The 22,139-nt window shown below is 64.1% G+C and carries 22 protein-coding genes; 18 read left to right on the top strand and 4 right to left on the bottom strand.

Going from position 1 to position 22,139, the window contains the following annotated elements:
* Positions 1 to 61 precede the first annotated feature (61 nt).
* The 4 genes from C1M53_RS10610 to nagA are packed head-to-tail and all read left to right on the top strand — an operon-like array spanning position 62 to position 3,910.
* Positions 62 to 943: an N-acetylglucosamine kinase gene (locus C1M53_RS10610; RefSeq protein WP_129412219.1), complete on the top strand. Its 882-nt coding sequence runs from the start codon at positions 62 to 64 to the stop codon at positions 941 to 943.
* Entirely contained in the window at positions 940 to 1,728 is a 789-nt protein-coding gene (locus tag C1M53_RS10615) for a GntR family transcriptional regulator (protein WP_129412220.1), read from the top strand. Before C1M53_RS10610 ends, C1M53_RS10615 begins: the two co-directional genes overlap by 4 nt.
* Positions 1,725 to 2,756 carry an SIS domain-containing protein gene (locus C1M53_RS10620; protein ID WP_129412221.1) on the top strand — a complete coding sequence of 344 codons (1,032 nt, stop codon included), beginning with the start codon at positions 1,725 to 1,727 and terminating at the stop codon, positions 2,754 to 2,756. The genes C1M53_RS10615 and C1M53_RS10620 overlap by 4 nt, the downstream gene beginning before the upstream one ends.
* Complete coding sequence (gene nagA, locus C1M53_RS10625) at positions 2,753 to 3,910, top strand: N-acetylglucosamine-6-phosphate deacetylase (protein ID WP_129412222.1); 1,158 nt, start codon at positions 2,753 to 2,755, stop codon at positions 3,908 to 3,910. Before C1M53_RS10620 ends, nagA begins: the two co-directional genes overlap by 4 nt.
* Before the next feature lie 248 nt (positions 3,911 to 4,158).
* Here nagA and rpe read toward each other — a convergent pair whose 3' ends face one another.
* Positions 4,159 to 4,836 (bottom strand): ribulose-phosphate 3-epimerase, encoded by a 678-nt coding sequence (gene rpe, locus C1M53_RS10630; protein WP_129412223.1) that lies wholly within the window; start codon positions 4,834 to 4,836, stop codon positions 4,159 to 4,161.
* 171 nt (positions 4,837 to 5,007) lie between these two features.
* Here rpe and C1M53_RS10635 point away from each other — a divergent pair, with 171 nt between their 5' ends.
* Entirely contained in the window at positions 5,008 to 6,363 is a 1,356-nt protein-coding gene (locus tag C1M53_RS10635; protein WP_165358114.1) for a glutamine synthetase family protein, read from the top strand.
* Here the strand turns inward: C1M53_RS10635 and C1M53_RS10640 are convergent.
* Positions 6,338 to 7,318, bottom strand: coding sequence for a LysR family transcriptional regulator (locus C1M53_RS10640; RefSeq protein ID WP_129412225.1), 981 nt, complete (start codon positions 7,316 to 7,318; stop codon positions 6,338 to 6,340). The two genes, C1M53_RS10635 and C1M53_RS10640, sit on opposite strands and share 26 nt — an antisense overlap.
* 146 nt (positions 7,319 to 7,464) lie before the next feature.
* Between C1M53_RS10640 and C1M53_RS32470 the strand changes: the two genes are divergently transcribed.
* From C1M53_RS32470 to C1M53_RS10650, 3 genes are read left to right on the top strand one after another with little or no spacing between them, the layout of a single operon-like run.
* Entirely contained in the window at positions 7,465 to 7,716 is a 252-nt protein-coding gene (locus tag C1M53_RS32470; RefSeq protein ID WP_348630037.1) for a glutathione S-transferase N-terminal domain-containing protein, read from the top strand.
* Positions 7,716 to 8,090 (top strand): glutathione binding-like protein, encoded by a 375-nt coding sequence (locus C1M53_RS32475; RefSeq protein ID WP_348630038.1) that lies wholly within the window; start codon positions 7,716 to 7,718, stop codon positions 8,088 to 8,090. Before C1M53_RS32470 ends, C1M53_RS32475 begins: the two co-directional genes overlap by 1 nt.
* A 10-nt stretch (positions 8,091 to 8,100) precedes the next feature.
* On the top strand, positions 8,101 to 8,775 hold the full coding sequence (locus tag C1M53_RS10650) for a glutathione S-transferase family protein (RefSeq protein WP_129412226.1): 675 nt from the start codon (positions 8,101 to 8,103) through the stop codon (positions 8,773 to 8,775).
* A 48-nt stretch (positions 8,776 to 8,823) separates the two neighbouring features.
* On the opposite strand, the gene C1M53_RS10655 is transcribed toward C1M53_RS10650, so the two are convergent.
* Complete coding sequence (locus tag C1M53_RS10655) at positions 8,824 to 11,223, bottom strand: heavy metal translocating P-type ATPase (protein WP_129412227.1); 2,400 nt, start codon at positions 11,221 to 11,223, stop codon at positions 8,824 to 8,826.
* A gap of 67 nt (positions 11,224 to 11,290) precedes the next feature.
* Between C1M53_RS10655 and C1M53_RS10660 the strand changes: the two genes are divergently transcribed.
* On the top strand, positions 11,291 to 11,716 hold the full coding sequence (locus C1M53_RS10660) for a helix-turn-helix domain-containing protein (RefSeq protein ID WP_129412228.1): 426 nt from the start codon (positions 11,291 to 11,293) through the stop codon (positions 11,714 to 11,716).
* Positions 11,717 to 11,846: 130 nt separating this feature from the next.
* Here C1M53_RS10660 and C1M53_RS10665 read toward each other — a convergent pair whose 3' ends face one another.
* On the bottom strand, positions 11,847 to 12,605 hold the full coding sequence (locus C1M53_RS10665) for an SDR family oxidoreductase (RefSeq protein WP_129412229.1): 759 nt from the start codon (positions 12,603 to 12,605) through the stop codon (positions 11,847 to 11,849).
* A gap of 151 nt (positions 12,606 to 12,756) precedes the next feature.
* On the opposite strand from C1M53_RS10665, the gene C1M53_RS10670 reads away from it, so the two are divergent.
* From C1M53_RS10670 to C1M53_RS10710, 9 genes are all read left to right on the top strand, one after another.
* A complete protein-coding gene (locus C1M53_RS10670; RefSeq protein ID WP_129412230.1) occupies positions 12,757 to 14,166 on the top strand; it encodes an aldehyde dehydrogenase family protein in 1,410 nt (469 codons plus the stop codon).
* A complete protein-coding gene (locus C1M53_RS10675) occupies positions 14,144 to 14,953 on the top strand; it encodes an N-formylglutamate amidohydrolase (RefSeq protein WP_129412231.1) in 810 nt (269 codons plus the stop codon). The genes C1M53_RS10670 and C1M53_RS10675 overlap by 23 nt, the downstream gene beginning before the upstream one ends.
* Positions 14,954 to 15,217: 264 nt before the next feature.
* Positions 15,218 to 15,790, top strand: coding sequence for an XRE family transcriptional regulator (locus C1M53_RS10680; protein ID WP_245488516.1), 573 nt, complete (start codon positions 15,218 to 15,220; stop codon positions 15,788 to 15,790).
* Positions 15,791 to 15,932: 142 nt separating this feature from the next.
* On the top strand, positions 15,933 to 16,658 hold the full coding sequence (locus C1M53_RS10685; RefSeq protein ID WP_129412233.1) for an ABC transporter ATP-binding protein: 726 nt from the start codon (positions 15,933 to 15,935) through the stop codon (positions 16,656 to 16,658).
* Between the two features lie 36 nt (positions 16,659 to 16,694).
* On the top strand, positions 16,695 to 17,849 hold the full coding sequence (locus tag C1M53_RS10690) for an ABC transporter substrate-binding protein (RefSeq protein WP_129412234.1): 1,155 nt from the start codon (positions 16,695 to 16,697) through the stop codon (positions 17,847 to 17,849).
* Positions 17,850 to 17,901: 52 nt separating this feature from the next.
* On the top strand, positions 17,902 to 18,606 hold the full coding sequence (locus C1M53_RS10695; protein ID WP_129412235.1) for an ABC transporter ATP-binding protein: 705 nt from the start codon (positions 17,902 to 17,904) through the stop codon (positions 18,604 to 18,606).
* Between the two features lie 3 nt (positions 18,607 to 18,609).
* Positions 18,610 to 19,509: a branched-chain amino acid ABC transporter permease gene (locus C1M53_RS10700; RefSeq protein WP_129412236.1), complete on the top strand. Its 900-nt coding sequence runs from the start codon at positions 18,610 to 18,612 to the stop codon at positions 19,507 to 19,509.
* 1 nt (position 19,510) lies between these two features.
* Positions 19,511 to 20,602, top strand: a complete 1,092-nt coding sequence (locus C1M53_RS10705) for a branched-chain amino acid ABC transporter permease (protein ID WP_245488517.1) — start codon at positions 19,511 to 19,513, stop codon at positions 20,600 to 20,602.
* A gap of 34 nt (positions 20,603 to 20,636) precedes the next feature.
* Positions 20,637 to 22,031: a glutamine synthetase family protein gene (locus tag C1M53_RS10710; RefSeq protein WP_129412238.1), complete on the top strand. Its 1,395-nt coding sequence runs from the start codon at positions 20,637 to 20,639 to the stop codon at positions 22,029 to 22,031.
* Positions 22,032 to 22,139 lie beyond the last annotated feature (108 nt).

The raw sequence follows: 22,139 nt of genomic DNA on the forward strand, positions 1-22,139 counted from the left end.
ATAAATTTATCCTTGGCTATTGGTATTTTATTGGTATTATCCAGCAAGAGGAGATTTCAGCGTGACTTTCGTGCTCGGCATTGACGGCGGCGGCACCAGCTGCAGGGCAGCGCTCGCAACGGCGAGCGGTGAGATCCTCGGTCGCGCGAAATCGGGCGCGGCCAACATCCGCAGTGACCTGACCGGCGCGCGCACGCATATCGTGGACGCTGCCAGGCAGGCATTTCTCGCGGCGGGCGAAGACCCTGAACTGATCACACAGACGCCGGCCATACTGGGGCTCGCCGGTGCCAATGTCGGCACCTACAAGCAGCAGCTGGAAGCGATCCTGCCGTTCAGCCGCTCCAGCGTGGAGACGGATTTCGAGATCGCGCTCGAAGGCGCGGTCGGCTCCGGCGACGGCGCCATCGCCATCCTCGGCACAGGCACCGCCTATATGGTGCGCAAGCAGGGCAAGTCGCGTTCGGTCGGCGCCTGGGGTTTCCAGGTCGGCGACCAGGGCAGCGGCGCGCGCATCGGGCGCGATCTTCTCGAACAGACCCTGCTGGCCTATGACGGCATCCGCGAAGCCTCGCCGCTGACCCGTGAGATGATGGGCATCTTCCGCGACAATCCGCAGGACCTGGTCGAATTCACCACCCACGCAAAACCCGGCGATTTCGGCGGGTTTGCACCGAAGGTGTTCGAGAACGCCGCCAAAGGCGACGTCGTCGCGATGTGGATCGTCGACAAGTCGGTCGCGGATGTGGAAGCCTCACTCGGCGTGCTCGACCTGCAGACCGGCGATCCGCTGTGCCTGCTCGGCGGGCTCGCCCCACTCTATGCGCCGCGCCTCTCCGAACGTTTTCGGGCACTGCTGAAGACACCGCTCGACGATGCCCTGGGCGGCTCCGTGCGGATGGCGGTCCGAAAATTCGCCGACATGGCGGAGACGGCACGATGAGCGAAGCGGCGGACGTCATCTTTGCCTCGCTCAAGCAAGCCTCGCAAAGCGGTGCGCCGCTCTATCTCCAGCTTCGTCGCAGCATCGAGGATGCCGTGAACCGCGGCCTGATCGGCCCGGGCGACGCGCTGCCTTCGGAGCGCGACATCGCCTCGATGGCCGACATCTCCCGCGTCACGGTGCGCAAGGCTGTGCAGGATCTGGTCAAGGGTGGCGTCCTGGTGCAGCGCCATGGCTCCGGCACGTTCGTGGCACCGCGCATGGAACGCGTCGAACAATCGCTGTCGCGGCTCACCTCCTTCACCGAAGACATGGCCAGGCGTGGCAAGGCTGTGCGCTCGACCTGGCTCGACCGCGGGCTTTATGCCCCGTCACCGGAAGAGATGATGGTTCTGGGTTTGGCCGCCAGCGAAATGGTCGCCCGTGTGGCACGTCTGCGCATCGCCAATGATACGCCGCTGGCGATCGAGCGCGCTTCGCTTTCGGTCAATGCGCTGCCCGATCCGAGTGTTGTCGGCTCTTCGCTCTATGCGGCCCTGGAAGCAACCGGCAACCGGCCGGTGCGCGCAGTCCAGCGCATCTCCGCCGTCAATCTCAACGAGGCGGATGCGAGGCTGCTCGATGCGCCAACGGGCTCGGCCAGCCTGCGCATCGAGCGCATCTCCTATCTCGCCAGCGGCAAGGTGATCGAGTTCACACGCTCGGTCTATCGCGGCGATGCCTATGATTTTGTCGCCGAGCTGAGGCTTGGCGTGACCAGCGACGACAACGGAGTGCGGCAATGACAACAACAAAATCCCATATGCTCCGCGAGGTCCAGGAGATCCCCGAGGCAACCGCCCGTCTTCTTGAGGGATCCGGCAAGGTTCTGGCTGAGGCCGGATGCGGCATCCGCGAACGCGACCCCAACTTCATCATCACCGTGGCCCGCGGCTCTTCCGACCATGCCGCCACCTTCATGAAATACGCCGTGGAACTGACCGCCGGGCTCGCCGTCGCTTCGGTCGGTCCTTCGGTGGCCTCGATCTACGGCGCCAAGCTGCGGTTGAACGGTTCGGCCTGCCTTGCCATCTCGCAATCAGGCAAGAGCCCGGACATCGTCGCCATGGCTGAAAGCGCGCGCGCGGGCGGCGCGCTGACCATCGCGCTCACCAACACGGCCGATTCGCCGCTGGCACGCGCCGCGGACTATGCCGTCGACATCCTGGCCGGGCCGGAACTCAGCGTCGCCGCCACCAAGACCTACGTCAATTCGGCAGTCGCCGGATTGGCACTGATGGCGCATGCCACTGGCGACGAAGCGCTGATTGCCGCCCTGAAGCAGCTGCCCGAGCATTTCAGCAAGGCTGTCGCCTGCGACTGGAGCCCGCTCACCGCAGCACTGGACGGACACAACTCGTTCTTCATCCTGGGCCGCGGCCCGTCCTTCGCGATCGCCTCGGAAGCAGCGCTGAAGTTCAAGGAAACCTGCGCAGTGCACGCAGAGGCCTACAGCGGCGCGGAAGTCATGCACGGCCCGATGGCACTGGTCGGCCCGAAATTCCCGGTGCTGGCGCTTGCTGCCCGTGATGCCTCGGAACCGTCGCTCGCCGCCGCCGCTGACACCCTTGCCGCCAAGGGTGCCGCCACCTTCATCACCTCGACGCTGGCCAGGAACGCAACGACATTGCCACACGTTGCCACCGGGCATCCGCTGACCGACCCGCTGACGCTGATCGTATCGTTCTACGCTTTCGTGGAGTCCTTCGCTCGTCATCGCGGCCTCGATCCCGACACGCCGCCAAACCTGCGCAAGGTGACGGAAACCGTATGAGCAAGTATTTCGCACTCACCGGCGCACGCATCTTCGACGGCGCCGACTGGCATGACGATGCCGCCCTGATCGTCGCCGACGGGCTGGTCGAGGCGATTGCCGGGCGCAGCACCATTCCACCCGAGGCCGATATCGTCGACCTCGACGGCGGCATCCTGGCACCCGGCTTCATCGACCTGCAGGTCAATGGCGGCGGCGGCGTGATGCTGAACGACCACCCTGACCTCGCTTCGATCGAAACGATCTGCCGCGCGCACATGCCGTTCGGTACCACGGCGTTGCTGCCGACACTGATAACCGACACTCCAGAGATCACGGCTGCAGCAATCGCGGCAGGTGCCGAAGCCGCACGGCGCAAGCTGCCTGGCTTCCTCGGCCTGCATCTGGAGGGGCCGCATCTGTCGCTTGCGCGCAAGGGTGCGCACGATCCCAAGCTGATCCGGCCGATGAACGAAGCCGATCAGGCGGCGTTGATCGCAGCCAGGGCGCAGCTGCCGGTCCTGCAGACCACGGTCGCTCCGGAATCGGCAAGCGCTGCCCAGGTCGAAGCGCTGGCGAAGGCCGGCATCGTCGTAAGCCTCGGCCACTCGGACACCGACTATGCAACCGCAACCGCCTATGTCGCGGCGGGGGCTTCCATGGCGACGCATCTGTTCAATGCGATGAGCCAGATCGGCAATCGCGAACCGGGACTGGCCGGTGCTGCGATCGACAGCAGCACGATGTTCGCCGGCCTCATCGCTGATGGCATTCACGTGCATCCGGCAACCATCGAGATCGCGCTGAAATCGAAGCAGGGCCCGGGACGCATCTTCCTGGTCACCGACGCCATGGCGACGATCGGCACCAAAATGACCGAATTCACGCTCAACGGCCGCACCATCTACCGCAAGGACGGCAGCCTGCGTCTAGCCGACGGCACATTGGCCGGCGCCGACCTGGACATGATCTCGGCCGTTCGTTTCATGCACAAGGTGGTCGGCATCGATCTGGCCGAAGCCCTGCGCATGGCGTCATTCTATGCCGCTGAAGCCGTCGGCCAGTCGCACCGGCTCGGTCGTTTTGCCAAAGGCACGGCTGCCGACATCGTCGCCTTGAGCGACGATGTCGGCATGAAGGGTACCTGGATCGGCGGCAACCGGGTTTTCGGTTAGACCCTGCCGGTGCGTCCTTCGAGGCTCGCCCGCCTGAGTTTTTACTATATCTTCTAACGGCTTGCGGGCTCGCACCTCAGGATGAGGGCCCGTTGTGCCATCGGGCGAGAATTCTGAAGTGTTTCAGAACTCGGGCATCGTTGCACAGCGGCCCTCATCCTGAGGTGCGAACCCGCAAAGCATCGGAATTATCGGGAAACTTATACGGGCGAGCCTCGAAGGACGCACCGCCTAAAGCGCAACGTAGGTCAGAGCGCCGCTCTGTCCGCGGCCGTCCGGATCGCCGCGATGTTGCTGCGATAGGCTTCGACCGTGCCGCCCTTGAACACGGCAGCGCCGGCAACGAGAACATTGGCGCCGGCAGCGGTGACCAGCGGCGCGGTTTCAGGCGAAACACCGCCGTCGATCTCGATGTCGATCGGCCGGTCACCGATCAGCGCCTTGACCCGCTTCACCTTCTCGACGACCGCCGGGATGAAGGCCTGCCCGCCAAAGCCCGGATTGACCGTCATCAGAAGGACGAGGTCCAGGCGATCGAGCACGTATTCGATGACGCTTTCCGGCGTACCGGGATTGAGCGCGACACCCGCCCTCTTGCCGAGATTGCGGATGGTCTGCAGCGACCGGTCGAGATGCGGACCGGCTTCGGCATGCACGGTGATGCCGTCGCAGCCTGCCTCGGCGAAAGCTGCCAGATAGGGATCGACCGGCGCGATCATCAGATGGCAGTCGAAATAGGCTTTGGTGCGGTTGCGGATCGCCTTGATGACCGGCGCACCGAACGTGATGTTGGGCACGAAATGCCCATCCATGACGTCGAGGTGGATCCAGTCGGCGCCGGCCTCGACGATGGCTTCGACCTCGTCGCCGAGCCTGGAGAAATCGGACGACAGCACCGACGGTGCGATAAGGGTTTTTCCGGTCATGACCGCTCCCGCAACTCTGTTTGCAACCGCCTAGCCGCATGAGTGCCGCTTGTCGACAGGATTCGCCACCTGCTGATCCACAACTTCGGGTCAGCTTGACCCGCGCTGGGCACAATGCCAGCTTCGCCGGGCAATGCGGCTCTCTCAACAAGAAAGGTATAGGTGCTCAAATTGAGCGAATCAGAACAGTTAAAGGCATGGATTGACAAAAACGGCCCGATCGAAAGCGTTCAGGCAGTGGTCTGCGACCTGAACGGCATCATGCGCGGCAAGCGCATCCCGGTCGAACAGGCATCCAAGGTTCTCGGCGGCGGCATCCGCATGCCGCTTTCCATCGTCGGCGTCGACGTCTGGGGCGAGGACATCATCGGCAGCACGCAGGTTTTCGCCACGGGTGACGGCGACGGTATCTGCGAGGCGACAGGACGTGGACCGCTGCCGGTCAGCTGGACTTCACGGCCAAGCGCGCTCATCCCGCTGCAATTGTCCCTTGAGGATGGCCGCCCGTTCCTGGCCGATCCGCGGCAGGCGCTGGCAGCGATCGTCGCGCAGTATCGCGAGCTGGGTCTGCGGCCGGTCGTGGCGACGGAAATGGAATTCTACCTGATCGACCCCGAGCCGGACGGCGCCGTGCCTCCGATCTCGCCCTATACGGGCAAGCGGCTCGATTCCGACGCCATTCTCTCGATCGATGAACTGGACGATTTCGGCGAGTTCTTCTCGGACGTCTACAAGGAATGCGCGAGGCAGGACGTGCCGGCCGACGCTGCGATCGCCGAAAACGGCATCGGTCAGTTCGAGATCAATCTTCTGCATACCGACGATCCGTTGAAGGCAGCGGATGACAGCGTTTTCTTCAAGCGCATCGTCAAGGGCGTGGCACGCAAGCATGGGCTGGCAGCAACCTTCATGGCCAAGCCCTACGGCACACGTTCAGGCAACGGCATGCATGTGCATTTCAGCCTGCTGAACGACAAGGGCGAGAACGTCTTCGACGACGGCACCGCCGAGGGTTCGCCAGTGCTGAAGAGTGCGGTCGCCGGCCTGCTGCGCGGCATGGCGGAAACGACGCTGATGTTCGCGCCGCACTACAACTCCTACCGCCGCCTGCGGCCCGACACGCACGCACCGACCTCGATCTCCTGGGGTTACGAAAACCGGACGGCGGCCATCCGCATTCCGGGCGGCAATCCGAAGGCGCGGCGTATCGAACACCGTGTCGCCGGGGCAGATTCCAATCCCTATCTGGTGCTGACGGCGATCCTCGGTGCGGCTCTGGTCGGCATCAAAAACAACTGGAAGCCGACGGCCCCGCAGACGGGACGCGCCTATTCGGCCAAGAAGCAGCGCAAGATCCCGGCAGAATGGGGCCAGGCGGTGGATGCATTCGAGAGCGGCCCGATCGCGGCCGAAATCTTCGCGCCCGTGCTTCGGCAGATGATGGTCGCCTGCAAGCGGCAGGAGATCGCCGGTTTCGCCGAGCAAGTAACGGACTACGAGTTCAGCGCCTATCTCGAAATCGTCTAGCCTCGGACTCTGGAGTGGAATGCTGTCGTGGCATTCCACTCCAATTGGTTGTTCTGGGCATCCTTCCTTCGAACAGGTCGCGCTCGCGGGCCAGCCCGTCGCCGACCTGTTCGAAGAAAGCGCGCACCCGTGCGGTCCGTTTCAGGTCGGCATGTGTGACGATCCAGAATTCCCCTTCCAGATCGGGCAAGGGTTCCGGCCGCACCCGCACGAGGCCAGGATCGGCATCGCCGAGGTAGCAGGGCAACAGCGCCAGCCCGATGCCTGCCTTTGCCGCCACAAACTGATTGACCAGGCTGTTGGTGCGATAGATGAAGGCGCTGTCGGGTGCTGCCCGGCTCAGCCATTCCGCTGCCTGGATACCGGCAGCCCCCTCCTCCCAGCCAATCAGATCCTGCCGGTCGCCGACGTCCCCGACCGGGCCATCGAGGGCCTCCAGGTAGGCGGGCGCGGCAAAGAAGGTCCAGGCCGCTGCACAGAGCTTGCGCCCCCAAAGGTCGCCTTCCTTGGGGCGCACCGGGCGCAAAGCGATGTCGGCTTCGCGCCGTGACAGGCTGAGCACGCGGTTGTCGATCAGCAGCTCGACCACGATGCCGGGATTCGTCCGGCGAAACGCAGCCAGGTGGTTCGGCAGCCGGCTGTATGCCAGCGTTTCCGAGGACGTCACCCGCAGTCGCCCCGACAGCCGATGGTCGGACCCGGCAATGTCGCGGTCGAGCGCCAGCGTTTCGTCCTCGACGCGCTCGGCGGTCGCTGCCATGCGTTCGCCAGTCGCTGTGGCCTGGTAGAGACCGCCGGGCAGGCGCTCGAACAGGCGCACGCCAAGCCGAGCTTCCAGGACATTGAGCCGACGAAAGGCCGTCGAGTGATCGACGTTAAGCGCCTTGGCCGCACCGGTCAGGCTTCCTTCGCGCTGAACCGCAAGAACCAGCCGCAATTCATTCCAGTCATCCATGGGGGCGTGGGTAGCACATTCTGTGCTTGCAGTCATGCAAGCGCAGTGGGCAAAATCCCAATGAGCGATGCGCAGATGCCAATCCTATTCTTGTCAGCGGAAGCTGTCGCCACCGGCGGCGACACCAATCCTCGGAAGGATCTGCCATGAAACTCTACTACGCCACCGGCACCTGCTCGCTCTCGCCGCACATCGTCGCGCTGGAAGCAGGCATCGAACTCGACCTCGAAAAGGTCAACCTCGCCAAAACTCCACATCCGACGGAAACCGGGGTGGACTTCACCACCATCAACCCGAACGGCTACGTGCCCGCGCTTGAGCTGGACGATGGCTCGGTGCTGACCGAAGGCGCTGCCATCGTGCAGTATCTCGCCGACTCAAACCGGAAGCCGGCCTGATGCAGCCGGAAGGATCGACCGGGCGCTACCGGCAGCAGAGCTGGCTCAACTTCATCGCCAGCGAACTGCACAAGATGTACAGCCCATGGCTGTTCCATCCCGAATACGGCACGCAGGCGCAGGATGTCGCGCGCCAGAAGATCGCCGAGCGGCTGGGGGTCGTCGAATCCCATCTGGCAAAATCGGGACCTTATCTCGCCGGCGAGCGCTTCAGTGCCGCGGACGCCTATCTCTTCACCATCGTCGGCTGGTCCGCCTTCACCAAAGTCGACCTCACCGCCTTCCCGCAGCTGCGCGCCTTCATGGACCGTGTCGGCGCACGTCCGAACGTGCGCGCGGCGATGCAGGCCGAAGGCATGAAGATCGCGGCTTGAGGAGGCTCCTGTGCAAAATCTGACGCTCGTCAGCCATCATCTGTGCCCCTATGTGCAGCGCGCGGCCATCGCACTCAGCGAAAAGGGCGTGCCCTTCGAAAAGGTGCTGATAGACCTGGCCGACAAACCGCAATGGTTCGTCAGCCTGTCGCCGCTCGGCAAGGTGCCGCTGCTCATCATACGGCAGCCCGATCGGCCGCAGGCCGTGCTCTTCGAAAGCTCGGTGATCTGCGAATACATCGAAGAGACGCGGGCCGGCCCCAAACTCCATCCGAGCGATCCGTTGCTGCGCGCCCAGCATCGCGCCTGGATGGAATACGGCTCGACCATCCTCTCCGACATCTGGGGCCTGGAGACGACGGCGGATGCTGCAATCTATGAGCAGAAGCGCGCAGCCATCGCCGACAAGTTCGAGCGCCTCGAGGCGGTGCTCGGCGACGGACCTTACTTTGCCGGCAGGGATTTCAGCCTGGTCGACGCGGTCTTTGCGCCGGTGTTCCGCTACTTCGACCTGTTCGATACGATTGCCGACACCGCCGTTCTGGCCAACACACCGCGTGTCCGTGCCTGGCGGGCGGCGCTGGCGGAGCGACCGAGCGTGCGGCAAGCCGTTGACCCGGACTATCCGGAACGCCTGCACGCCTTCCTGCAAAGACACGATGCCTACCTGCTGAAGGCAGCGTGACTTCTGCAGACGGATGAAGGCGCCGCAACGGCGCCTTCATCATGTTAATCAGGCCGTGACCTGCTTCGCGGCGCCGAGCAGGCGCAGTGCATTCAAGGTGACCAGAACGGTGGCGCCGGTGTCCGCCAGGATCGCCGGCCACAGCCCGGTGATGCCAAGCACCGTGGTGACCAGGAACACCGCCTTCAACCCGATGGCGATGACCAGGTTCTGCTTGATGTTGGCCATCGTGCGCTTGGACAGCTCGATCATTCCGGCGATGTCGCCGACACGTCCGTGCAGCACCGCGGCATCCGCGGTCTCGAGCGCGACATCGGTACCACCGCCCATGGCGATGCCGACATCGGCGGCGGCCAGCGCCGGTGCGTCGTTGATGCCATCACCCACCTTGGCGACGGCGAAGCCTTGCGCCTTCAGCTCTCCGACAATGCGCTGCTTGTCCTCGGGCAGCAATTCCGAACGCACCTCGATGCCGAGCTGCCTGCCGATCGCGGTGGCGGTACGGCTGTTGTCGCCGGTCAGCATCACTGTCTTGATGCCGCGGACAGCCAGCGCCTTGAGACCGGCAACAGCGTCGGGACGCGGCTCGTCGCGCATCGCCAGCGCTCCGGCCAGCTGGCCGCCGGCGAGCAGGACCGAGACGGTCTTGCCTTCGTCATTGAGCGCCGTGATGCGGGCGGATTGTTCGGCGCTGAGCGGGACGCGCTCGGCTGCGGCTTTCGGCGAAGCCAGGAAAATCTCGATCCCGTCGATGATGCCCGAAACGCCCTTGCCGCCGAGCGCCCTGGCGCCGGAAGCCTCCGGGACCACGATGCCGTCTGCCTCGGCGCGGGCGAGAATGGCCTTGGCGAGCGGATGGGATGAGCCGGTCTCCAGCCCCGCCGCCAGCCGCAGCACTTCGTTCGCCGGCAGGCCAAAGCTGTCGACATCGGTCACCTTCGGCTTGCCCTCGGTCAGGGTGCCGGTCTTGTCGAACGCGACAGCCGTCATGGCACCGAGATTTTCCAACACCGCGCCGCCCTTCATGAGCAGGCCGCGCCGTGCTCCCGACGAGAGCGAAGCAGCGATGGCCGCCGGCGTGGAGATGACCAGCGCGCACGGGCAGCCGATCAGCAGGATGGCAAGGCCCTTGTAGATCCATTCGTCCCACGCACCGCCCATGAGCAGCGGCGGGATAACGGCGACCAAGGCTCCGAAGATGACCACGCCGGGCGTGTAATATTTCGAGAAGCGGTCGATGAAGCGCTCGGTCGGCGCCTTCGATTCCTGCGCTTCCTCGACCAGACGCACGACACGGGCAATGGTGTTGTCGGCGGCAGCCGCCGTCACGCGAATGCGCAGCACGGCATCGCTGTTGACCGTACCGGCAAAGACGCTGGCACCCGGCTCCTTGCGCACCGGCACGCTCTCGCCGGTGACCGGCGCCTCATCGACGGCACTTTCACCGGTGACAACGATGCCATCGGCGGGAATACGGTCGCCGGGACGCACCATGATGATTGAGCCTACGGCAAGGCCTTCGGCAGGCACTTCGGTTACCTTGCCGTCGCGCTCGAGCAGCGCGGTCTTCGGCACCAGGGCGGCAAGCGACTGGATCGAAGCGCGCGCCTTGCCGGCGGCGACACCTTCCAGCAATTCACCGATCAGGAACAGGAAGACGACGGCCGCGGCCTCTTCCGTGGCGCCGATGATGACGGCACCGATGGCGGCGATCGTCATCAGCATCTCGATGGAGAAAGGCGTGCCGACACGGGCGGCCGCGATGGCGCGCCGCGCGATCGGGACAAGGCCGACCAGCATTGCGACGGTGAAGATCCAGGTCTCGTAGCCAGGCACCAGCTTGCCGATGCCATAGGCGACGGCCAGGGCAAGCCCTGCGGCGATCGTCAGCTTGCCTTTGCTGGACTGCCACCAGCGGCCGGTGGTCGGGCCGTGATCATGGCCGTGCAGGGCTGCAGAAGCCGGCTGCGCTGCAACGCCGGCGACCGCAGATGCGGCAGGTGCCGCGTCGCCGCGTGGAGCATGATTGTGACTGGAATGGTCGTGACCTTTGTGATCGTGCCCTGCATGATCATGGCCGGAATGGTCATGATCATGGTCTGCGTGATCGTGCCCGGAGTGGTCATGATCGCTGTGATCGTGCTTGTCATGAGCACGATGGTCGTGACCGCAGCCGCACGCTTCTTCCTTGAGGGCGGCGGCCGCAGGAGCCGGCGCGGTCGACGGCACGAGCGCAAGCTTGTAGCCGAGGCCGGTGACCCGCTTCTCGATCGCCGGCGCCAGTTCCGCGCTGCCGTCGTGCTTGACCGTCATCGTGCCGCGCGTCACCGAAACAGAGACGTCCTCGACGCCTTTCAGACGCCGGATGGCGGTGTCGATTTTCGAAGCGCAGGAGGCGCAATCCATACCGTCGACGCGGTAGCGCATCTGCTCTGATGCTCGTGCCATGATCATTCCCTTGATTATGTTCGAGCAGACGCTACATCCTCTAGCGACTAGAGGAGCAAGAGGAAAAATGAAGTCTGATTTGACGATCGGTGATGTGGCCAGGGAAAGCGGCGTGAAGGTGCCGACCATCCGCTATTATGAGCAGATCGGCCTGCTGCCCGAGCCGCCACGCACGGACGGCAACCGGCGTTTCTATGACCAGAAGGGGCTACGCCGGCTGGCCTTCATCCGCCACGCCCGCGAGCTCGGCTTCGAGGTTTCCGCCATCCGCACGCTGCTCGCCCTGCAGGACGATCCGGCCCAGCCCTGTGCGACGGCCGACGCCATCGCCAAGGCCCGGCTGATCGAAGTGGAACAGCGCATCGCCAGCCTGATGGCGCTGAAGGCGGAACTGGAAGTGATGGTGGAGGAATGCCGGCACGGGCGCCTCGCCGAATGCCGGGTGATAGAGGTGCTGGCCGATCACGGCAAGTGCATGCACGACCACCACTAGAGCATTTTGTAGCCAAGTGGATTCGCCTGGCGTTACAAAAATGCGACGAAAACAAAAGCTTGGAGCGTTTCCGTGAAAGACGGAAACGCTCTGGCAGATGAAGCGCCAGCCGATGCCGGCGCCGGCATCACTACATGCGCATCAACAGGCCGCCATCGACGGCAAGTTCGATGCCGGTGATGTAGCTGGCGGCATCGGACAGCAGGAACAGCGCGGCATTGGCCATGTCCTGCGGCGTGCCGATGCGGCCGAGCGGTGCGTAGTTCGCCACAGCCTGACGCTTTTCCTCCGTATCCCAACGCGCCTGCAGCGGCGTCAATGCCATGCCAGGGCAGATGGCATTGGAGCGGATGCGCTCCGCAGCCAGTTGCATGGCCAGCGATTTCGACAGCGCACAGACGCCGGCCTTCGACGCCTGATAGGCATCCTGCGGGGCAGGATCGCCGCGATACCACTGGATGGTCGAGAAATGCACCATGGCGCCGCCACGACCGCTCGAGCGCATGAACGGCACCACAGCGCGCGCCGTATGGGCGAATGATTTCAGGTTGATGTTGAAGACCTGATCCCAGACATCGAGATCCATCTCCAGCACCGATTTGTCGCGGCCAAACCACAGCACGCCGGCGACATTGGCAAGATAGTCGATGCCGCCACGTGCCTTTCCCGCCTCGCCGACGACCTTCTGAACAAAGGCTTCGTCCGTGAGATCACCCTGCGCATAGGCCAACCTGTCGCCGAAGGAAGACAGCGATGCCGGGCATTCCTTGACGTCGATCGCCGTCACCGCGGCACCGGATGCAAGCAGCGCTAGCGCTATGGCCTCGCCCATGCCACCGCCGGCGCCCGCGACAACTGCGTGCCTGCCGGCGAAATCAAACTCGACCATCGATATCCCTCCTCCATTCAGCGCCTGCTGTTGCAGCGGACAATAGGAGGGAGTGCGTAATCCATCAAGCCAGAATAGAAAAAATTTGCCAAAATGGAAAATAGCGATATCGTAACCGAAATAGCACTCCTTATCCGGCGGACATCCCACCATGAACCTGCGCACCGACATCCGATCGTTCCCTGTTACCTCCCCCGTCGAAGGCTCCATCTATGCGCGCCGCGACTACGCCGACGGCACGGCCATCGACGCCGCGATGGCCAGGGCCCGCGCCGCACTGAAACCCTGGCAGGCAACGCCGCTCACCGAGCGGCTGGCAATCCTGCTGAGGTTCGGCGAAGAGATGAAGGCGCGCGCCGGCCAGCTGGCGGAAATGGTTGCATGGCAGATCGGCCGCCCGCTCTGGCAGGCCGACGAGACGCCGCGTCTGGCGCTGGTCGGCGAATTGCTGGCCGAAGCTGCCGCAGAGACGCTTGCCGACCTGCCCTATCCTTCGGACGAGAACATCCGCCGCTATGTGCGTCCCACGCCCGGCGGAGTGCATTTTTCGATCTGCGCCTGGAACTACCCGACCGCGATGCTCGGCTATCTGGTGACGGCGCCGCTGGCGGCGGGCAATGTCGTCATCTTCAAGCACTCGCCGCAGACGCCGCTGATCGCCGAGCTGGCGGAAGAAGCCTTCCGCGCCGCCGGCGGTCCCGAAGGCGTCTTCCAGAGCCTGCATCTCGACCATGCCGACGCCGAAAGGCTGATCGCATCGGGCGCCTTCAACGCGGTCAATTTCATCGGCTCCGTCAATGGCGGCCGCCGCGTGCACGCAGCCGCGGCCGGCACCTTCACGCAGGTTCACCTCGAGCTCGGCGGCAAGGATCCGACCTATGTCCGCGCCGACGCCGATCTCGATGCCACCGTGGCGCAGATCGCCGAAGGCACCTACTCCAATGCCGGACAATCCTGCTGCTCGGTCGAACGCATCTATGTCGATCGCGGCGTCCACGATCGTTTCGTCGAGGCGCTCGTTGCAGAGACCGCGAAATGGACCATCGGTCACCCGATCGAAGAAAAGCCGATGGTCGGTCCGGTGGTACGTGCGACGGCGGCGGAGACGATCCGTGGCCTGACGGAGCAGGCCGTTCGGGCCGGCGCCAGACGGCTGATGCCCGACACCGCCACGCAAAAGGCTGCGGCGCTTGGGACCGCCTATGTCGCTCCCGACGTGCTGGTGGGCGTGGATCACTCCATGCCGATCATGCGCGACGAGCTGTTCGGGCCGATCGCCTGCGTGCAGGCGGTCGAAAGCGACGAACAGGCGATCAACCTGATGAACGACAGCGATTACGGGCTGAGCGCCAGCATCTGGACACAGGACATCGACCACGGCACAGCGCTGCTCGACAAGGTCGAAGCCGGCACTGTCTACCTCAACCGCTGTGACCATGCCGACCTCTATCTGCCCTGGGGTGGCATCAAGAATTCAGGCATGGGTCGTACCAATGGCCGTTCAGGCCTGATCGAATCGACGGCGGCGAAGTCCTATCATGTCCGCTCCAAGATCGTTTGAGATCCGCCTCGACACCGCCGAGGTCGCGGCGCTTGCGGCCGACGCCGTCGAATGCTTGCAGCCGAAAGAGACAGGTCCCTATCTGCTGATTGCAGAGCATGCCGGCAACACGGTGCCGGCACCGTGGCGCGATCTCGGCCTTGCGTCGCCTTATCTTGCAACGCATTTCGCCGTCGACCTCGGTATCGATGCCCTGACCAGAAAGCTGTCGGAGGGCCTGCGCGCGCCGGCGGTGGTCGCGCGCTATTCGCGGCTTTTCCTGGACTACAACCGCCCGGTCGAGGAATGGGACCACATGCGTCCGGATCTTGGCGGCATCCCGGTACCGGGAAATCTCGACGTCAGCGAGCACGATCGCCAGTTGCGCCGCCAGGTCGGCTGGGCGCCGCTGGAACAGGCGATCGCGAACGGCGTGCCGGGACGAAAAGCCCTCGTCTCGATCCACTCCTTCACGCCGGTCATGGCCGGCGTGCGGCGCAACGTCGACATCGGCATCCTCTGGCGTGAGCCCTCGCCCCTCGTCTCGGCGATCCTGCAGGCGATACAAGACAGGGGCCGTGCAGCCGGACTGAAGATCGGCGACAACGAGCCTTATGACTGGCGCCAGGCCGTCGGCTACACACTGAACCGCCACGGCCTGCAGCGGGATTTGCCGTGTTTCTATCTCGAGGTCCGCAACGATCTGCTCACCGAGCACGATCGGCTCGAGCAAGTCAGCCGGATACTCCAGGACAGTCTTTCCGAGGTGGCGAAAACCCTATGGCCGGACCACGTGGTAGCGCTCTGAGGCGGCTCCGCTTTTCGCGGAAACGCTCCAGCTTTCTTGTCTGCGCAGCTCCGGACGTGAAACCGCTGCGCACTTCTGCTGGTATTGCTCCAGGCGCTGGACGCCAGGAGGCCGCCTCGTTACAGCTTGTCTAAGGCGATTTCGGAGAATTGTTGCATCGATTTTAGACCAACGCTCGTGCCTGACGGACGATAGGTGCGACAATTCTTCGAAATCGCCTGAATGGAAACACGACAGTCAAGGGCGTGGACGATGCAAGGCAATGTGGGATCCAAGATCCGGGATGCGCGCAAGCAGCAGAACATCACGCTGCGCGAGCTGAGCGAGCGTTCCGGCCTTTCGGTCTCGCAGCTGTCCAAGCTGGAGAACGGCAAGGCCCGGTTGACGGTCGATGTCGCACTGACCATCGCCGGCGTGCTGCACGTGCCGGTGGCATCCTTCCTGTTCAGCCCGAAACCGGGCATGCAGGCCAGGCGCTCTATCACCCGGGCTGGAAGCGGCGTGCTGCACGAAGGCAACGCCATGGTCTTCGAAGTTCTGTGCAGCGATTTCCGCGACAAGACCAACATCTTCTGGCGTGTCACGCTGCATGCGAAGTCGTTCGAGGAGAATGGTGGCTGGCGCAGCCATTCGGGCGAGGAATTCATCCACGTGCAGAGCGGCAGCCTTGAGTTGCACACTATCCATTACGACCCGGTGATCCTGCAGCCGGGAGACAGCATCCTGTTCGATGGCGAGATGCAGCACGCCTATGTGTCGTTGGGTGACGAGCCGACGATCATGCTGATGTCGAACACCGTTCCGCGTGACGGCGTCCCGAACGTCGGGGCCGGCTGAGCCGGGGCACGAACCGCCGGCAAAACGAATACTTTTTCCAAAATGGAAAAAAATGCTTGTTATGGAAAAGCTCCGGGTCTAGCATCCTGAATACCAGCCGAAGGGAGCAAACAACCCACGGCCGGAACGGGAGGCGAAACCGATGTTGTCGGTGGAGGCAGTCAGCAAGACATTCGGCGGCGTGCAGGCGTTGCGCCAGGCCTCGCTGTCTTGCGCCACGGGCGAAATCCTCGGCCTGATCGGCCCCAATGGCGCCGGCAAGTCCACGCTCGTCAATGCGATTTCCGGCGTGCTGCGGCCCGATGCCGGCAGCGTCAGGCTGGCGGATCGCGATCTGACCGGACGAGGGCCCGAAGAATGCGCCCGCGCCGGCATCGCCCGCACTTTCCAGAACATCCGGCTGTTCAAGGAACTGACCGTCCGCCAGAACGTCGAGGTCGCGCATATCACCTGCCGCGATATTCGCCCCGAGGCTGCCAGCCGCATCGACATCGACAAGCTGCTTGAACAGTACGAACTCGATGCGGCAGCAGACACGCCCGCCGGAACGCTCTCCTACGGCAGCCAGAGACGGCTGGAAATCGCACGCGCGCTTGCGCTCGGCCCTTCGCTGCTGCTGCTCGACGAGCCGGCCGCCGGCCTCAACGAAAGCGAATCCGAGACGCTGGCCGAGGCGATCGAAGCCATCCGCCGTGATTTCGGCTGCGCCATCATCGTCATCGACCATGACCTGCGCTTCATCAACCGGCTTTGCGATCGGCTCTGCGTCATGGACCAGGGCCAGGTCATCGCCTCGGGCGACACGGCACAGGTCTGGCGCGATCCGCGCGTCATCGAGGTCTATGTCGGCCAGGCACAGCCGTCGTGACGGCATCCGCACAACAAGAACAAGGGAGGGTTCGAAATGGATAAACTGACTTTGGGAGCCGCCGTGCTGACGGCCGGGCTGCTGCAGGCAGCCCATGCCGGCGCGAGCGAGCTCAAGATCGGCCTGGCCGTCGCTATGACGGGCACCTATGCGCCCTACAGCGAAGCGGAAGGCGCGCGCTGCATGGCCGACAAGCTGAACAAGGCTGCGGGCACGAGCGACCCGAAGATTGAACTGATGATCGAGGACAACCGCTCCGATCCGCAGCTCTCCGTTTCGCTTGGCCAGAAGTTCCTCGACGCCGGCGCCCAGGTCATCACCGGCGTTCCTTTCCCGGATGCGCTGATCCCGACCGCCCAGATCGCGGAACCCTATGGGGCGACCGTCTTTTCCGCGCCCAACACCCAGCTCGAAATGCAGCAGGCCGGCCTCGACAATTTCATCGCCGGCGCCGTGCCCGACCCGATCAACGCCGCGGCGACTGCCAATGCATTGTACGGCAAGGGTGCGCGGACGGTGGCGCTGCTGGTTTCGCCCGATGCCGGTTCCTATTCGGAAAAACTGCCAGGATGGTTCGGCGAGGTGTTCGAACATCTCGGCGGCAAGGTCGTCTCCAAGCTCAACTACTCCTGGGGCACCACCGACTGGTCGCCGCAGATCGCCTCGATCAAGGCGCTGCCGCAGAAGCCGGACGCCATCCACATCTGCGCCGTGCTGCCGGATGTCGGCATCCTGATCCGGCAGCTGCGTGCCAACGGTTATGATGGCTGGGTCGCCGGTTGCGATGCCTTCGACGACAAATCGCTTGAGGGAACAGTCGGCGATGTCGCAGCGCTTGAGAAGGTGATGTTCACCACCCATGGCGCCACCAGCATCGACGGGCCGATCGATCACTTCCTCGCCCAGTGCAAGGCTGACGGCTACAAGGTGAACGGCATCTTCGATGCGCTCGGCGCCGACATGGTGCAGGTGACCTATGGGGCCGCGAAGAAGGCAGGAACAACGGAAGCGGCACCGCTACGCGAAGCGATCCGCGCTCCCGGCGGGTATCCCGGCACCACGGCGCCGACGATCTCCTTCGCCGAAAAGAAGGGCTATCCTGTCAAGGCCGTCCCGGTCATGGGGTTCGCCAATGGCAAGCGCGTGCTGATCACCGATACGCCGCCGACCTACGTCCCGGCGCTCAAGTAACGGATCGCCCGGCCATGACATCGCGCGACGCCCCGCAAACCCGGATGCCATCGTGCTGACGGTCGAGAAGCTATCGGTCCGCTATGGTGCGGTCGCGGCGGTGCGCGAGCTGTCGCTCGAGATCGGGCAGGGCGAACTCGTCGCCCTGCTCGGTCCGAACGGCGCCGGCAAAAGCTCGACGATCAATGCGCTGACCGGGCTGGTCACCCCGACGGCGGGACGAATCGTCTTCGACGGCAAGGACATTTCGCGCCTGCGCACCGAAGACCGGATCCGGGGCGGTCTTACGTCGACGCCGGAAGGCAGGCACATCTTCGCCAACCTCACCGTCGGCGAAAACCTGCGGCTCGGCGCGGCGACGCGCCGCGATCCGAAAGGCGTGCGCGCCGATATCGATCGTTTCCTGGCGCTGTTTCCCGTCCTCGGCGAACGCTACGCGCAGGCGGCCGGCACGCTTTCGGGCGGCGAACAGCAGATGCTCGCCATCTCGCGCTCGTTGATGTCGCGTCCGAAACTGCTGCTGCTCGACGAACCCTCGCTGGGGCTTGCGCCGCGCATCGTCGCACAGATCTTCGATTTCATCGGGCAGTTGAAGGCCGAAGGGCTGACACTTCTGGTGGTCGAACAGAACGCCACGCAGGCCTTGCGCTTCGCCGACCGCGTCTACGTCGTGAGTTCGGGCGCGCTGCGTTATGACGGGCCGCCGGCAAGACTTGCCGACGAGCACGGTCTGCTCAACCTCTATCTCGGCGGGTAGGCCATGGATTACGCCCTGCAACAGCTTCTGAACGCGCTGGCCTTCGGTGCGGAATATTCCCTGGTGGCGCTCGGCCTCGCCGTCGTCTTTTCGATCATGGGCCTCGTCAACTTCGCCCATGGCGAGATCATCGGGGTGTCGGCCTACAGCGTGTTCCTGGCGGCGGCGCTTGGCCTGACCTCGCCAATCGTCGCGGTGCTGCTGGCGGTGACTGCTGCCGCACTTGCCGCCGTGGCATTCGAACGCGTGGCCTTCCGTCCTGTGCGCTATGCACCGACGACCACCGGCCTGCTGACGGCTTTCGGCGTCTCGATCGTGGTGCAGAACCTGTTCATGCTGCTGATCTCGCCGAAGCCGCAATCGGTCTCGATCCTCAACGGCCTCAACCAGATGTGGTTTTTCGGGCCGTTCGCGGTGTCGTCGCTGCAGGTCATGGAACTGGTCGTCTCTGGCCTCACCATCCTTGCGCTGGTGCTCTTCCTCAACAAGTCGACCCTCGGCCTCGCCATTCGCGCGGCGTCACGCGACTTCGCCACGGTCCGGTTGATGGGCATCCGCGCCAACCGCGTGATCGCGACGGCCTTTGCTATTTCGGGCGCGCTCGCCGGCATCGCCGCCGTGTTCATCCTGGCGCGGCGCGGCTCGGTCTCGCCGGATCTCGGTTTCGGCCTCGTGCTCAAGGCCTTCGTGGCCTGCGTCATCGGTGGCTTCGGCTCACTGGCAGGCGCTGCCGCAGGCGGTATGCTGCTCGGCTTCATCGAGGTTGGCCTGCTGGTGGCACTGCCGCAGGAGTATGGAGGCTTCAAGGACGCGCTCACCTACGTCATCATCGTCACGCTTCTCGTCTACCGGCCCGAGGGCCTGCTTGGACAGCGGGTCGAACTGGGCGACAAGGAGATCTGACGTGAGCGAAAGCGCAGAGATCATCGCCGCCCGCCCATCAGGTGCCGCGACGCGCGCGGGCAACGGCAGGCTCGGCCGCTCATTGGCCGGTGGGCTCGTCACCGCGCTGCCGGTCATCGTGATCGGCCTCGCCATCCTCGCCTTCGCCCCAGCTTACTACACACATCTGGCGCTGGCGGCCTTCGTCAACCTGATCGTCGTCGTCGGCCTGCAGGTGTTCATGGGCAACAGCAACATCGCCAATCTCGGCCACAGTGCCTTCGTCGGCATCGGCGCCTACGGCGTGGCGGTGCTGTCGACGCCGCTGGCGATGAAGCAACTGTCCATCCCCAACGCACCGTTCGGGCTTGCCTTCGTCGAACTCAATCCATTCGTTGCCGCGCTGCTGGCCTTGTGTGTCGTCGCTATCATCGCCGCCGTCAGCGGCAAGATCATAAGCCGGCTCTCGGGCGTTGCTGCCACCATCGTCAGCCTGGCGCTGCTCATCATCGTGCATTCGGTGTTCCTGAACTGGACAGACCTGTTCAAGGGCAACCAGGCTTTCTTCGGCATCCCGAAGGTGATCAACCTGCCGGCGATGCTGGTCGCCTCAGTGGCCGTGATCGTCATCGCGCGGCTTTTCAAGGACAGCCGCTGGGGTTTGCAGCTTCGCGCCAGCGCCCAGAGCCCGCAGGCGGCTGCGGCTTTCGGCATCGACGCCAGGCGCCTGCGGTTGATGGCCTGGGTGCTCTCCGCGCTGATCTGCGGGCTGGCCGGCGTGCTCTTTGCCTATTTCGCCGGCACGATCAGCCCGAAGCTGTTCTACTTCCAGCAGATCTTCATGACGCTCGCCATGCTGATCCTTGGCGGCATGGCGACGGTGACGGGTGCCGTCACCGGCGTGATCGTGCTCTCGGTCGGGCTCGAATTCATCCGCAGCATCGAATCCGGCGTGACGATCGCCGGCATCCAGCTGCCGCAGCTGCTCGGCCTGTCCGGCGTGGCGCTCGGGGTCGTCATCGTGCTGTGCATGGCTTTCCGGCCAGGCGGCATCAGCGGACGGCTTGAACTCGATGAGCAGCTTTCCAGGCTTTTGCGACGCAACGCCCGCTAGGCGGCGCTGAATTTTTCTCAGGGTGGAGGACAAAGTGGAGTTTCAGGACAAGGTCACCGAGTACGGGCCGAAGCTGGAGGCATTGCAGCAGAAGCTGGCATTGGACGGTGTCGAATTCATTCAGGTGCATACGGTCGACACGTCGGGCGCGTTCCGCTCGAAGATCACCCCGCTCAAACTCTCCACCTACGGCGAAGCGATCAACGCCATTCTCTATTGCGTCGCGCATGGCGACGGCCAGCCGATGGGGGATGTCGCCTTCGCTTCGCCGACCGCGAATGAAGAAAACGGCTTTCCCAACATCAAGGGCATCATCGATCCGACCACCGTCGTCCAGCACGGCTGGAAGCCGGAATATGCCTCGGCGATCACCTTTTCCTACATGCTCGATGGTTCGCCCTGCCCCTACGATCCGCGCGGCGTTCTCGCCCGTGTGGAGCAGCGGGCGGCGGCACTCGGCTACGAGCCGCGCTTCGCGCTCGAATACGAGTTCGGCATCTTCCATGCCGATCACGACCTGATGCGCGCCGGCCGTTACCGCGAGCTGAAGCCGTGGGGCCACTCGCTGACCAACTACGATCTGGTGCGCAGCGGCGAATACCAGGACTTCGCCGCCGAACTGATCCGGCGCATGAAGAGCATCGGCATCGGCATTGCCTCGCTGGTCACCGAATATGGCTTCGGCATGTATGAATATGCGCTGACGCCGAAGACGGCGCTGCAGGCGGCAGACGATGCGATGCGGGCCAAGCTGCACCTGCGCGAGCTCTGCGCCGAGCGCGGGCTGGTCGCCACCTTCATGACCCGCTTCCAGCCGCCCGGCAAGGAAAGTGCCTGCGGCGCGCATCACCACGTCAGCCTGTGGAAGGACGACAAGCCGGCCTTCGCCGCCGGACCCAACAAACTGACGCCAGTAGCCGAAAAATTCCTGGCCGGTGTGCTCAACCGCATGCAGGAAACCCATCTCCTGTTCCGGCCGACGGTCAACTCATACCGCCGTTTCGACCGCGGAGCCTGGTCGCCGGAAGACGTTGCCTGGGGTTTCGAAAACCGGACGGCGCCGATCCGCGCCATCACGACACCCAATGATGGCGCCTGCCGGTTCGAACACCGGGCGCCGGGTGCCGACATCAATCCTTATCTTTCGATCGCCGCCATCCTCGCAGCCGGTTGCGAAGGCATCGAGAAGGACCTGCCTCTGGAAGCGCCGGTGGGCGGCGACCTTGCCACGCTGGACAAGCCCAAGCTGCCGCGGACACTGAACGCTTCGATCGAAGCCTTCGCGAGTTCCGACTTCTGCGCCGAGGCTTTCGGCGAAGCCTTCCGCGACAATTACGCGGAAAGCCGCCGCGCCGAGCAGGCCGCCTTCGAGGCCTGGCAGGCATCGCACATCACCGATTTCGAATGGCAGCGCTACTTCATCAACTGATCCTGGAGCGGTTCCGTTTTTCACGGAAATACGGAACCGCTCTAGGTTTTGTTTTCGTCGCATTCTTGTAACGCCAAGTGATTCCACTTGGCTGAAAAATGCTCCGCT

The sequence above is a fragment of the Mesorhizobium sp. Pch-S genome, assembly GCF_004136315.1.
GTDB lineage: Bacteria > Pseudomonadota > Alphaproteobacteria > Rhizobiales > Rhizobiaceae > Mesorhizobium.

Bases quoted from the DNA above. Each gene is read 5' to 3' on its own strand.
- C1M53_RS10615 (WP_129412220.1), top strand. From the start codon at position 940: ATGAGCGAAGCGGCGGACGTCATCTTTGCCTCGCTCAAGCAAGCCTCG.
- C1M53_RS10620 (WP_129412221.1), top strand. From the start codon at position 1,725: ATGACAACAACAAAATCCCATATGCTCCGCGAGGTCCAGGAGATCCCC.
- nagA (WP_129412222.1), top strand. From the start codon at position 2,753: ATGAGCAAGTATTTCGCACTCACCGGCGCACGCATCTTCGACGGCGCC.
- rpe (WP_129412223.1), bottom strand. From the start codon at position 4,836: ATGACCGGAAAAACCCTTATCGCACCGTCGGTGCTGTCGTCCGATTTC.
- C1M53_RS10640 (WP_129412225.1), bottom strand. From the start codon at position 7,318: ATGGATGACTGGAATGAATTGCGGCTGGTTCTTGCGGTTCAGCGCGAA.
- C1M53_RS32470 (WP_348630037.1), top strand. From the start codon at position 7,465: ATGAAACTCTACTACGCCACCGGCACCTGCTCGCTCTCGCCGCACATC.
- C1M53_RS32475 (WP_348630038.1), top strand. From the start codon at position 7,716: ATGCAGCCGGAAGGATCGACCGGGCGCTACCGGCAGCAGAGCTGGCTC.
- C1M53_RS10655 (WP_129412227.1), bottom strand. From the start codon at position 11,223: ATGGCACGAGCATCAGAGCAGATGCGCTACCGCGTCGACGGTATGGAT.
- C1M53_RS10660 (WP_129412228.1), top strand. From the start codon at position 11,291: ATGAAGTCTGATTTGACGATCGGTGATGTGGCCAGGGAAAGCGGCGTG.
- C1M53_RS10665 (WP_129412229.1), bottom strand. From the start codon at position 12,605: ATGGTCGAGTTTGATTTCGCCGGCAGGCACGCAGTTGTCGCGGGCGCC.
- C1M53_RS10670 (WP_129412230.1), top strand. From the start codon at position 12,757: ATGAACCTGCGCACCGACATCCGATCGTTCCCTGTTACCTCCCCCGTC.
- C1M53_RS10675 (WP_129412231.1), top strand. From the start codon at position 14,144: ATGTCCGCTCCAAGATCGTTTGAGATCCGCCTCGACACCGCCGAGGTC.
- C1M53_RS10685 (WP_129412233.1), top strand. From the start codon at position 15,933: ATGTTGTCGGTGGAGGCAGTCAGCAAGACATTCGGCGGCGTGCAGGCG.
- C1M53_RS10690 (WP_129412234.1), top strand. From the start codon at position 16,695: ATGGATAAACTGACTTTGGGAGCCGCCGTGCTGACGGCCGGGCTGCTG.
- C1M53_RS10700 (WP_129412236.1), top strand. From the start codon at position 18,610: ATGGATTACGCCCTGCAACAGCTTCTGAACGCGCTGGCCTTCGGTGCG.